10 protein-coding genes are annotated in these 11,427 nt (G+C 72.5%); 5 read left to right on the plus strand and 5 right to left on the minus strand.

All coding sequences use genetic code 11. From position 1 onward, the window contains the following. Nucleotides 1-345 (plus strand): TetR-like C-terminal domain-containing protein (locus FREUN1FDRAFT_RS35420; protein WP_006545205.1); only part of this gene is annotated, 345 nt, incomplete at its 5' end. A gap of 380 nt (nucleotides 346-725) precedes the next feature. On the opposite strand, the gene FREUN1FDRAFT_RS35425 is transcribed toward FREUN1FDRAFT_RS35420, so the two are convergent. The 3 genes from FREUN1FDRAFT_RS35425 to FREUN1FDRAFT_RS35430 form a co-directional block, all read right to left on the minus strand. Next, nucleotides 726-1,370, minus strand: coding sequence for a HEAT repeat domain-containing protein (locus FREUN1FDRAFT_RS35425; RefSeq protein WP_006545207.1), 645 nt, complete (start codon nucleotides 1,368-1,370; stop codon nucleotides 726-728). Further along, on the minus strand, nucleotides 1,367-1,603 hold the full coding sequence (locus FREUN1FDRAFT_RS44605) for a hypothetical protein (protein ID WP_157475759.1): 237 nt from the start codon (nucleotides 1,601-1,603) through the stop codon (nucleotides 1,367-1,369). Before FREUN1FDRAFT_RS44605 ends, FREUN1FDRAFT_RS35425 begins: the two co-directional genes overlap by 4 nt. 62 nt (nucleotides 1,604-1,665) lie before the next feature. After that, nucleotides 1,666-3,414, minus strand: coding sequence for a glycosyltransferase family 4 protein (locus FREUN1FDRAFT_RS35430; RefSeq protein ID WP_006545209.1), 1,749 nt, complete (start codon nucleotides 3,412-3,414; stop codon nucleotides 1,666-1,668). Between the two features lie 338 nt (nucleotides 3,415-3,752). Here FREUN1FDRAFT_RS35430 and FREUN1FDRAFT_RS35435 point away from each other — a divergent pair, with 338 nt between their 5' ends. Then, entirely contained in the window at nucleotides 3,753-5,270 is a 1,518-nt protein-coding gene (locus tag FREUN1FDRAFT_RS35435) for a hypothetical protein (protein ID WP_006545210.1), read from the plus strand. Between the two features lie 247 nt (nucleotides 5,271-5,517). After that, the gene (locus tag FREUN1FDRAFT_RS35440; protein ID WP_006545211.1) at nucleotides 5,518-7,521 is read left to right on the plus strand and encodes a hypothetical protein; all 2,004 of its coding nucleotides are present in this window, start codon (nucleotides 5,518-5,520) and stop codon (nucleotides 7,519-7,521) included. A gap of 116 nt (nucleotides 7,522-7,637) precedes the next feature. Here FREUN1FDRAFT_RS35440 and FREUN1FDRAFT_RS35445 read toward each other — a convergent pair whose 3' ends face one another. Both FREUN1FDRAFT_RS35445 and FREUN1FDRAFT_RS35450 read right to left on the minus strand, forming a co-directional pair. Next, a complete protein-coding gene (locus FREUN1FDRAFT_RS35445; RefSeq protein ID WP_006545212.1) occupies nucleotides 7,638-8,423 on the minus strand; it encodes an ABC transporter permease subunit in 786 nt (261 codons plus the stop codon). Continuing rightward, nucleotides 8,420-9,502: an ATP-binding cassette domain-containing protein gene (locus FREUN1FDRAFT_RS35450; protein WP_006545213.1), complete on the minus strand. Its 1,083-nt coding sequence runs from the start codon at nucleotides 9,500-9,502 to the stop codon at nucleotides 8,420-8,422. The genes FREUN1FDRAFT_RS35445 and FREUN1FDRAFT_RS35450 overlap by 4 nt, the downstream gene beginning before the upstream one ends. 758 nt (nucleotides 9,503-10,260) lie before the next feature. Between FREUN1FDRAFT_RS35450 and FREUN1FDRAFT_RS45565 the strand changes: the two genes are divergently transcribed. After that, nucleotides 10,261-10,731, plus strand: coding sequence for a GlsB/YeaQ/YmgE family stress response membrane protein (locus tag FREUN1FDRAFT_RS45565; protein ID WP_006545214.1), 471 nt, complete (start codon nucleotides 10,261-10,263; stop codon nucleotides 10,729-10,731). Between the two features lie 209 nt (nucleotides 10,732-10,940). Then, nucleotides 10,941-11,427 (plus strand): CHASE3 domain-containing protein (locus tag FREUN1FDRAFT_RS35460; protein WP_006545215.1); only part of this gene is annotated, 487 nt, incomplete at its 3' end.

The following is an 11,427-nucleotide window of genomic DNA, read 5'->3' on the forward strand; positions in this document are numbered from 1 at the left end:
TCCGGCGACCTCGCCCGCGACCTGACAGCGCAGATCACCCTGATGGTGGACGCCTTCCGTGGCCGCGCCGGCGCGATCATGGCCGAGCTGATCGGGGCGGCCCAGACCGACGCGGCGCTCGCGGACCAGCTGCGCGCGCTGTGGATCCAGCCCCGCCGGGACGCCGGCACCATCCTGATCCAGGGCGCGATCGACCGCGGCGAACTACGGCCCGACGTCGACATCCAGGTCGCCCTGGACCAGCTGTTCGGCCCGCTCTACTTCCGGCTCCTGGTCCGGCACCTGCCCCTGGACGACCCGATGCCCGCGGCGCTCGTCCGCGCCTTTCTGGACGGGGCCCGGTAGCCTGGTTTGGCGAGTCGCAAGAATGAACGATTTTGGTCGTTCCAACGGCCAAATCCTCACTTCTTGCGGGTCGCCAGGTGAATCTCTGCCCCTTTTGTCTCGTTTGAGGTGAAATGCTCGTGCTGCGGCCACGGTCTCGTACCTCGCCGCGGCGGCGTCGCCGTAGCGGCGAGGTACGAGACCGGCGACGGCCAGCCCGAAGACCAGGTTGACGGTCGCCAGGCCGCCAGCCACCTCAGATCTTCCGGTGAGGCGGTGGAGTCAACCGACCAGAGGTCCACCGGCCAAGAGTAGGACGAAGTGCCGTCCGCCGGGTGCTTTCCACCCGGCCGACAGGCGTCTCATCCGAGACCGACACGGTGGGTTTCAGCGGTATCGGATCAGGCGAGGATGCGTGCGCCGCGGCGCTGGTGCTCGATCATCTGCGCTTTCAGCGTCGTGACGGCCTCGGTGGACGGGAGCTGGAGCGGCACCTGCACGTGCGGTGCCACCTGGGGGAGAAAGCGTGTGATCCAGTCGGTCTCCTCCTCGTTGCGTTTCGCCCACGTGGACACGACGAGCTCACGTGCGGCCGCGAGGGCGTCAGGGCGTTCATGGGCATGCTGGCCGAGGAAGTTCAGCTCGAGCTCGACGAAGGGCGTCTCGGGGCCGGACTTCCGGGCCGCGTGGGTCCGCAGCTGCTCCAGGATGGCGTCCACCGCGCGGGCGTCCCCGACGACCCCGAGTGCCAGGAGAGCGGACTCCCAGGTGGACCGGTCCGGTCGTGCCAGCGCCTCGAGGAGATGTGGGGTGCAGGTCGCGTCGCCACGCCACCCCAGCAGGCCCAGCGTCGTGTATCTGACGAACCGGTTGGGGTGACGGATGTATTCGATGAGCAGGTCGGCGTCGAGGGGCACGGAACCGTCCCTGAGCGCGCCGATGGCGAAGGAGAGCTGGTAACCGCGAATCCTCGGAAGGGCGCGGATGAGTGCCTGTTCTCCGGCCGGGCCGGCCATGACGAGCAACTCGGCGGAGAGGGAGCTCACATTGGTCTCGCGGACGGCGGCCAGCCGGGTGAGGCATTCGAACGGGCAGCCGAGGAAGGAGCTGCGGACCTTTCCTGGAGCAGCACGGTCCGCTTGGTGTCGGAGCGTTCTGCGTCCAGCCAGTGGTAAAGCAGCCCCTCCGCCCAGGAGGCACCTGACCTGGCGTTCCCGGCGACCCTGTCGACCAGCCGGGCGAACGCGTCGTTGGGCATGGACGCGGTGTAGCGCCGCACGCACTCTTTGCGCTCCAGCGTGCTTCTGACCTCTGGCGCGCCCACCTCGACCAGGTCCCCGGTCAGTCGCGCGTGTAGGGGTGCGCGGCCGCGACCAGGAGATCCTCGCCGGTGGCCGGGCGCGGGCGGCTGGCCGGGCGCAGCCCCCGGCGGGCCAGCGCCGTCCGGGCACCGGTGTTGTCGGCACCGTAGAAGAGTGCGGCGAAACGTCGCGTCCGCCCGTCGTCATCGGCTGCCGGTTCGGTCGCTGTGTCGGTTGCCGTGTCGCTGCCGGGCTCGGTCCGCGGGGTCAGCTCGAACAGCAGGTCGGTCCGTCGTAGCACGGGCAGATCGGCGCTGGCTGCCAGGTCGAACTCGACCAGGGTCAGCTGGTCGTCGGGGCGCCGCCGGTCGCGGGCCGGCCGGTGCCCGATGCCCGGCGCGCGGTGGGCTGGGCGCGGCGCGCCGGTGAACCGCCGGCCGCGGGACCTGGTGGGTGGCTCACCTGGCCCGGCGGGCCCCGCCGCCCGGGCGCTGCCGAGGCGGTCGAGCTCGGAGGCGATGATCCCGGCCAGCAGGTCGGCGCTGGTGTCCCAGCTGAAGCCGCCCGCCCAGGTGCGGGCCGCCGCGCGCACGGTCCTCGCCTGCGCGGGGTCGGCGAGGCGGGTCAGCGCGGCCGAGATGGTGTCGCCGAGCTGCGCCGGGTCGTCCACCAGCCAGCCGGTGACCCCGTCGCGGACGGAGTCGCGCAGCCCCGGGACCCGGAACGCGACGGCGGGCACGCCCAGCCCGTTCGCCTCCAGCACCGACAGGCCCCAGCCCTCGCCGTGGGACGGGTTCACCGTCAGCCACGCGGAGGCGAGCACGGCGTCGCGCACCTCGGCGGGGGCGAATCCATGCCAGCGCAGGGTCGCGTCTGAGGCGCCGTCGCCCTGCGTGATCATCAGTCGGGCCGCGAGGTCGGCGAGGCGGGCGCGGTCCGGCCCGTCGCCGACGATGTGCACGGACAGGTCCGGGTGTATGCGTAGCAGCGCGGGGATGGCCTCGATCAGCAGGTGCAGGCGCTTGTGCGGGACGAGCCGCCCGACGCACACGATGGTCGGCCCGGCCGCCCGCCCGGCGAGATCATCTGCGTGCTCGGGTCCGGTCACGCCGACCGGGCTGGTCACGCCGACTGGGCTGGTCACGCCGACTGGGCTGGTCACGCCGTCAGGGCTGGTCACGCCGTCAGGGCCGGTGACGCCGCTGGGCACGGTGACGCCGTTGGGGACGAGGAACCGGGCGCCGGGCAGGGCCAGCACACCGCGGGCCTCGTCCCGGGTGGACGGAGAGACCACGGCCACCGGCCGGCGCCGGTAGACCCACCGGCTACCCGGAGCCTCCAGGAGCTGCCCGACCCGGGCGACCGGACCCGGGAAGTACAGCGGGAACTGCTTCTGGTGGACGTGATGGAGGACCTGCACCACCGGGATGCGGGCGGGGAGCACCAATGGGCTGAAGAAGGGGATCCCGTTCTGGCAGTCGACGACCGCGTCGACGCCGTCGGCGGAGCGGACCATCCGCGCAAGCCGCGCCAGGACCGACGGGTACACCCCGAAGGTGCCACCGCCTCGGCGCACGGCGACTCCGTCGACAGTGCTCTGCGCCGCGGCACCCGGTGGGCGGGACGTGAGCAGGGTGACCCGGACACCGGCCGCGGCGAACCGCTCGGCGATCGAGTGGCAGAACAGCTCGGCCCCGCCGGCCTGCGGGTGCACGCTGTCCCGCCAGTTGAGGAAGACCAGGTGCCGGCCTGCCAGTGCCTGGGTGGGCCGCGGTGCAGCTGTCGTCACCAGATCGCTCCCGTCGTCCTGTCCGGCGCGCCCTGCCCGCGCGCCCGCACGCTCCGGACGTCCGGTGTGTCCGGTGCGTCCTCGGCCGAGAAGTTACTCACAGCGCGCCGCATCGGTGGCGGCGGTACCGGGTGGTCGGGCCTTCCGGCCGGGTCGGCGACGTCGCGGCGGTTGGCGTCCGCCGGCTGCCGGTACCGTTTCCAGGCGCCGCGTTATACCTCCGGTGGTGTCAGGGCCGTACCATTGCGGCATTTCCTGTCATCATGACCAGTGATCCGCCTCACGTCCGGTGGAGGGGAGCCGGGCGGCCGACGCCGACCGGGACCAGGGAGAGACCCATGGTGACGCGTGCTCGGGCGACCATCGCCGGGTTGATTGCCGGCCCCGCGGCCCTCGCGGTCGCCGGTGCGTTCGCCAACGGCATCAACCTGTTGATGAACCTGGTGCTGGCACGGGTTCTCGACCCGGCCGCCTATGGGGCGGTGGTCGTCCAGGTGAGCATCTTCATGGTGCTCTCGGTGGTCGGCAACGCGCTGCTCATCGCGGTCGTGCAGAAGGAGACGTCCGCCGACGGTGACAGCCGGCGCGACCAGTGGGGCTGGATCCGTGACCTGCGCCGCCAGTGTCTGTTCGGCGTCTTCGTCGCCACGGTGGTGGCACTGCTGATCTGCCGGCCGATGGCGGCGGTGCTCTCCTACGCGCATCCGTTCGCGGTCGCCGAGGCGGTCATCGGGGCGGCGGTGTGGACGCTGCTGTGCATCGAGCGCGGGGTGCTCCAGGCGCGGGGTGCCTACCGCCGGCTCGCGGGCAACTTCATCGTCGAGGCGGCGACCCGCGTCAGCCTCATCATCGTGTTCGTCGTCGCCGGCCTCGGGGTGAACGGTGCCGGGCTCGGGCTCGTACTGGGCACCGCGCTGGCCACCGAGCACGCCCGCAAGGGCCTGGCGAAGGTGCCCCGAGCCGTGGTGGGGCTCCCGCGGCGGGCCGCCCGGTCGGCGTCGCTCGCCGCCACCGGCCCGCTCGCGATCCCGGAGGCGCAGATCCTCCGGCGGCCGGGGCTGCTCGCCAGCACCTGGGTGGCGCTCGGCGCGCTGGTCCCGCTGGCCCTGCTGCAGAACATGGACGTCGTCATCGTCGGCTGGATGGACCACGACGGCGCCGGCGCCTACGCGGCGATCGCCACCGCCTGCAAGGTGCCGGTGTTCATCGGCCTGGCGGTGGCGAACTTCCTGCTGCCCGAGGCGGCCCGGCGCCGGGCCGAGGGCCGGGGAGCGACCGCCGCGCTCACCGTGGCGTGCGGGCTCGTCGTGGCACCAGGCCTCGCGCTCGCCGCCATCGGCGCGGTCGCGGCGAAGCCCCTGCTGTCGCTCGTGTTCGGCCCGGAGCTCACCGGTGCGGCCTCTTCGCTGTCGATCCTCGCGCTCGGCATGACCTTCCTCGCCCTGACCCTGATGTTCGCGACCTACCTGCTGGGGTCCGCCCAGCGGCGGGTGGTCGTGGTCCTCGCGGTCTGCGCCGCCGTCACCGCGGCCGCGATCGGGGCGGCGGACGGTGACGCGATGCGCACCGCGGTGGCGATGCTCGGCTGCCAGACTGTCACCGCCTTCGCGGCGGGCGTGCTGGTGCATCTCGTGCACCGCGCCGACGCCCGGGCCGCGGCTGAGGCTGCCGCCGTGGTTCCGGCGTCGGCTGCGCCGACGTCCGTTTTCCCTGCGGTGCCCCCGCCCCCGCCCCCGCCGCCGGCACCGTCGGCCTGGACGTCCGGCGCGGCGGCGGAGGGTGCGTTCGGTCCGGGCTCGAGCCGGATTCCGCCCGTTTCCGGGGCGGGAGAGGCGCGGTCCGCCGGTGCCTGGTGACTTCCGCGTGGATTTCGTCCACCGCTGTTCTTTAATTGTCCGCTGTTCTTTAGTATCCGCGGCATAACTGGGCATCGCGGTACCAGAGTCAGAGCTGATCGACCCTCGCACCGACCCTCCCTGCTGGTCGCGGCCGGATCCGAACGCGGCCCGGCGTCGCCGTGGAGGGCCGTCCGAACGGAGTACATGTGGCGTTGACCAGTCCTGGGCCCGACCGCGCCCAGCCGCCCGGGACCGACCAGGTCTGATGCCCGACCCCGCGAACATCGACCCGGACGCGACGAAGATCCTGGGCCCGGGCGGTCCGTCCCACCCGCCCGGCTGGCCGTGGGCTCATCACGGTTCGACGTCCCAGCATCCGCCGCGGACCTGGGGTGGCCCGCCGCCGGACCAGACCGGCCGCCCGGCGGGCTCCGGCGGCCGCCGGCCAGGGCCGGGTGGCCATGCCGGCGGACCTGCCGGTTCCGGCGCGCCTGACAGTTCAGGCGAGGGTGGTGGGCCTGGAAGTTCAGGTCGCCCGGCCGTACCGGGCGAGCCCGCCGGTTCTGACAGGTCGGGCAGTCGCCCCCTCACCCGGCGCGGTCTGATCACCGGAGCGGCCGGGCTCGGTGCGCTCGCCGCGGGCGGCGCGGCCGCGTGGCGGCTCACCGGTGGCGGTTCCGACGGCCAGCAGTGGTGGCCGGGCAACCCGGATCTGCCCGTCCGCGCGGACGGATCAACGCCCGCGCCGACCGCGGCGTCGAAGCTCCCCCAGGGCATGCTGACGATCTTCGGGGCGCCGGGCAGCTTCGGCGGGCTGGACGCCTCGTCCCCGATCGGTGTGGTCGAGGTTCCCGGCTGGGGGTTCGGACCGGGCCAGGCGGCCTTCATGTCGGCGGTGGCCGCCGACGGAACGGTCCTCATCGGCACCACCCCGTTCACCGACGACCAGTCGGCGCTCACCGGCACCGGCATGGAGCTGGGGCTGTTCGAGCCGGGCACGCGCCGCTTCACCCGGATGGTGGTCCCGTCGTCCACCGGGCGGCAGACCCAGCCACGCACCGACCCGCTGTTCTCCGGTATCGGCGGCGGTGACATCTCGGACGTCATCGTCGTGCCCGCCCCGGCGGGGGAGCAGGGCGAGCGCGCCGTCTTCGTCTCACTGATGCCCTACTACTTCTGGGATGTCCGCACCTACGGCCTGCTACCCGCGTTCGGGCAGCTGCGCCGCGGCGGCGCGGACGGGGCCTGGGGCTACGAGCCCGACCTGTCCCGCACCGGCGACGCGCTGGCGGGCAGCACGGAGCCCTGGGTCGCGGCCACCGCGTTCCCCGCCGGCCCGAACGGGCAGCCGCGCTCGGCGCGCGGGATGACATCCATCGCCCGGCTGCCTCGTAGCGGCCACCTGGTGGTCGCCCAGTACCTGGGCACCGGGAAGGGCGGCACCGACAACGGCGCGCTGCTGGTGCTCGACCTGGACGGCAGGGTCCGGGCGTTCTGGCAGTATCCGCAGACCCGGCCGCTCGGGGTGGAGCTGGTGGTCAACCCCCGTGAGGTCGCCGCCGATCCGACCAGTGAGCCCGATGACGAGCGGTTCGTCCTGATCTGCGATGTGCGGGACGCGAACCACCGCACGCAGCCCTTCCCGATCCAGGAGTTCTCCTACCAGGCCTCCACCGGACGGATCACGCCCCGCAGCACGGCCGTGCGGGCCGTGCAGGACGGATCCCGGATGGAGACCGCCGCGTTCGGCGCGGACGGCACCCTCTACGTGGCCCGTACGAAGGCCGACGGGCTGCGCGCGGACAAGCTCGCCGTCTACCCCAAGATCGGCCGGGAACGCGGCCTGGTCAGCCGGACCCCGGCCACCGGCAACTGGCCGGTGGACAGCTGGGGCCGCGACAACCCGGCCGACTTCCTCGTTCCCGGCACCGACCGCGGCGGCCTGGTGCGCAGCCTGACGATCGATCCGGTCACCGGAGCCGTCCTGCTGGGTGGGCTGGACGGTTTAGTGACGGCGGTACGTCCCGCCGGCAGCGGAAGCCGCATGACGTTCCGCACGCTCGACCCGGTCGATGTGGGGCTTGACCGGCTGCGTGGCCCGTCGACCCGCTACGTCGGGCTGCGGCGCGGCGCGGTGGACGCACAGCGGCGGACGCTGTGGCTGCCGGTGAACCAGATGGTTCTCGACGGCATCCGCTGGCCCTACCCGCCGTTCAAGCTCGACCAGTGGCTGCTGGGCCTGAACCTGGACTTCCTGCTCGAAGGCTGAACCGCGGGCACGCCGCGCCGTCAGGCCCCCAGGCCGGTCCGGTCGCCAGGCCAGGCCGGGTCGCCAGGCCAGGCCGGTCCCGGCCGCCAGGCCAGGCCCTCAGGCTTCCGACGGGACTAAGCGGTGACGTCGCGGCGGCGGAACATCAGGGCCGTGAGCAGCGCGGCCACCGCACAGAAGACGCCGACCCGCAGGCCGGCCTGCTGGTAGGGCGTCGCGTAGCCGGTGCCGCCGACGGAGAAGACTTCCATCAGGTGCATCGGGAGCCAGCCTGCGGCCGGGCTGTAGATCCGCGACACCAGCATCTCCACCGGCAGCGCGTAGGCCAGTCCGACCGCGATCGCGGCGGCCGGTGAGCGCAGCACCACCGCGGCCAGCGCACCGACGACGGCATACCCCAGCGACCCGAGCGACACGTTGACCAGGCTCTTCCCCAGCGCGGCCAGACCGGACAGGGACGCCCACTGATCGGTCGGGATGCCCTTCACCGGCGCCAGCGCGAACGAAAGCGCCACCGCGACGACGGCCGCCGCGAGGACCACCCCCACCACGAAGACCGCCAGTGCCAGGACCTTGCCGGCGAGCAGGCGCAGCCGGTGGGGCTGTGCGACGAGCTGGTTGCGCAGCGTTCCGCGGGAGTACTCGCCGGCGAGCGTCGCCGCCGTCACCGACAGTGCGACGACCCCCAGCAGGATCGTCACCGCCTCCAGGCCCTCACTGATCCCCGACGGCGCGGCCAGCATCGCGACCGTCACCGGATCGCCGTCGAAGTCGGTGCTGCCCGCGGAGAAGATCGTCAGCATCGCACCCAGCGCGGCGACTGCGGCCACCGCGGCCACCGTGCCGAACAGGAAGCGCGGACGCAGCAGCGGTACCCATTCCGATCGAAAAGAGTTGATCACGTGGCGCCCCCTCGCATGGTGAGATCTCCGTCGACGTCGCCGGTGGCCCGCAGGAACGTCTCCTCCAGGTTCGGGCGATGCGTCCGGATCGAGCGCAGCGTGATCCCGGCGCGCATGGCCAGCCGGTTGATGCCCGCGGCCAGGCCGTCGGGCGCGTGCGCCACCACCACCGGATGCCGTTCGACCAGCGTCGGCAGGGAGCGGGCCTCGTCGGCCATCTCGATCTCGGTGCGCAGACCGGCGGATCCCAGGACCGCGGCGAGGCGCTCGGCGTCATCGTCACGTTCGGGCACCATCAGGATGCGCGGGTCCTCGGCTGCCAGCAGATCGGCGACATGCCCCTGGAAGAGCATGCGACCACTGCGGATCATCACCAGGTGGTCGCAGATCTGCTCGACCTCGGAAAGCAGGTGGCTCGAGACGAAGATGGTCATTCCGGTGCCGGCGAGATCCCGCAGCAGGGTGCGGATCTCCCGGATTCCGGCGGGGTCCAGCCCGTTTGTCGGTTCGTCCAGAATCAGCAGCTTCGGGCGGGGGAGAAGGGCCGCGGCGATACCGAGCCGCTGCTTCATGCCCAGCGAGTAGGTGCCGAAGCGGTCGTCAGCCCGGCCGGCGAGCCCGACCTGTGCGAGCACCTCGTCGATCCGCTCCCGCCGGGCGCGTCGCCGATGCCCGAGGCCGCTGCCGCGCCCGACACCGCGCAGCAGCGCCAGCTGCTCGAGGTTGCGCCGGCCGGACAGGCCCGGGTGGAACGTCGGGCCCTCGATCATCGCGCCGGTGCGGTCGAGGTAGTCCTCGGGCGAGGTCACCGGCTCGCCGAGGACGAAGGCCTCGCCCGCGCTCGGGCGGACCAGCCCCAGCAGCATGCGCAGCGTCGTCGACTTGCCGGCGCCGTTCGGCCCGACGAAACCGGACAGAGCGCCGGCCGGGACGAACAGGTCGAGGTGGTCGACGACCCGCCGCGGCCCGTACTCCTTGGTCAGGCCGCGGGTCCACACCGCCGCGTCGGCGGGCATGACGCGCGTGTCGGACACGCCCGATACCCCGGGCGCGGCAGGCACGCCGGGTGCGGCAGGCATCCCGGCAGGCATCCGCGGTGTGGCATGCGCGCCGGGTGCGGCAGGCACCCGCCGTGCTGCGGACGCCCCGGGTGCGGCAGGCGCATCGGGAGTGATCGTGCCCGGCGTCGGGCCAGGCGTGACGGGCCGGTACAACACCGGCTCCGCGGGCATGTCTCGCGTCATGGCGTTGCGGGTGAGGTGGTCGGCATCGTCGGACTGACCTCCTTGGCGTGGGTGGAAGTGGATGTCGGATGGCGCCGCCGCCGTCGGGGGGTTACGCCGTCGCGCGATGTGCGAGGTGCCCGGGCGGGGTGTGGCTGTGCGCCCGCACTGCGGGCCGATGGAAGGTGGAACGCGAAGGCGTCTTCCACCGAATACGTGGGGCGCTGCTTTCCATTCTCGAATCGTCGAACGAACGCACGGTAGCCGAACGTTCCAGGCGGTGTCCTGTTGAGCGTGTGACGGGCTTGACCTGCGTCACGTCATTTCCCGTGCGAACCCGGACATAGCCCCGGGAAGTGGGCGGTCAAACCCCGGGAAAACAGGTTTGGCGGTCGGTTTCGACGGATTCGGTTCCGGTGACTTTTCGTCAGCGCTTTGTTTGCCGGCGGCCAGGCATGGTGTCAGCGCGTGACGGCACCGCCGGATCGGCTGTGCATCATCGGACGGCTGCGCGGCGGCTGGTTTTCGCGCAGCGTCGCCGGGTATCTCAGCGCGACCTCGGCCCGCTATGGGTCACGCTCCGTAGTGGAGCGCTTGTCGGTGGGGGGCGGTCGATGCTCTGGTTCGTGTTGACCTCGATCGCGGTGGGGCTACCGGTCTCCGTCGCGGCTCGCGCGGTTCTCCCGGGCTCCCGGCCGCTTACTTTGCGGGCCGCGACCGTCCTCGGGATTCTCGGGGCGCTGGTGGGGGCCGCGGTGGGGCGGGCGTTGCTGGGGGACGGCGGGCTTACCGCGCATCCGATCCGGCGGGAGCTTGGCGGGCCCGTTCTCGGTGCCGCGCTGGCCGTCCTCATCGGATGGGGTTTCCGGCTCCACACCTACCGCAGCGGTCCACGTCCTCCGCGGGTACGGCCGTGGTCAGAACACCGGGACGCCGTCCCACAGCCGGTGTCGGCCACTTTCGCCCGGCAACCGGTAGCGGCGACCCGACCTTCGGCCGCTGCCACGCAGCCATCGGTCACCGCCACGCAGCCATCGGTCACGCGCGCCCAGTCGCCGGCCGCCTCCGCCTCGCCACCGGACTGAGGGCCGCGCACCCAGCCCCTGAATGGGCGCCATCGCACCTGGACGACAATGCCCAGGGAGGGCCACGCGTCCGTTGGACGCCCAGTGCCTGCCAGGAGCATACGACGTGATCGTCTGTCGGCGGTTGCCGGGTGACGGTCATCGTTCGTGGGGCGATGGGTCGTCCACCGAACGCCGTGAGGCGTGGGCGGGCGACCGGAGGGAGACGAGTGGCTGGGTCGGCGAGTCTGCGGAGCGGTATCCGTGTACTCGTCGTGATTTCCACGGTCGCCGTCGTCGTCATGCTCTCACTCGCGGTCTTCGCGGCGCTGCGGGCCAGCGACGCCGCGGCCGAGCGCGGGGAGCGCCTCGACCCCGCGGCGACAACCACCGCTCTTCTGCTCGCTGACTTCGTCGCCCAGGAGAGCGCGGTCCGCGGGTACGTGATCACCGGGCAGGAGTCCCTGCTCGAGCGTTACACCCGGGCCGACCTCACCATCCCCCGCCAGATGAACCGCCTGCAACTGCTGCTGGCGGACTTTCCGGACCTGATCGGGGGAACCGTCGCCGTCGAGTCGGCCTACCAGGCCTGGCGCAGCGAGGTCGCCGAGCCCGAGATCGCCGCCACGAAGGCCGGCGACCTCCAGCGCGCTCGGGAGATCGAGACGGCCAGCGGCCGGGTGCGGTTCAGCGAGCTGCAGACCAGCGTGGCGAACC

This window comes from Parafrankia sp. EUN1f (assembly GCF_000177675.1).
In the GTDB taxonomy this organism is placed as follows: domain Bacteria; phylum Actinomycetota; class Actinomycetes; order Frankiales; family Frankiaceae; genus Parafrankia.

Excerpts from the sequence above, each read along its gene's own strand:
- FREUN1FDRAFT_RS35435 (WP_006545210.1), top strand. The coding sequence starts at position 3,753 with ATGGTGACGCGTGCTCGGGCGACCATCGCCGGGTTGATTGCCGGCCCC.
- FREUN1FDRAFT_RS45565 (WP_006545214.1), top strand. The coding sequence starts at position 10,261 with ATGCTCTGGTTCGTGTTGACCTCGATCGCGGTGGGGCTACCGGTCTCC.
- FREUN1FDRAFT_RS35440 (WP_006545211.1), top strand. The coding sequence starts at position 5,518 with ATGCCCGACCCCGCGAACATCGACCCGGACGCGACGAAGATCCTGGGC.
- FREUN1FDRAFT_RS35450 (WP_006545213.1), bottom strand. The coding sequence starts at position 9,502 with ATGCCTGCCGCACCCGGCGTGCCTGCCGCGCCCGGGGTATCGGGCGTG.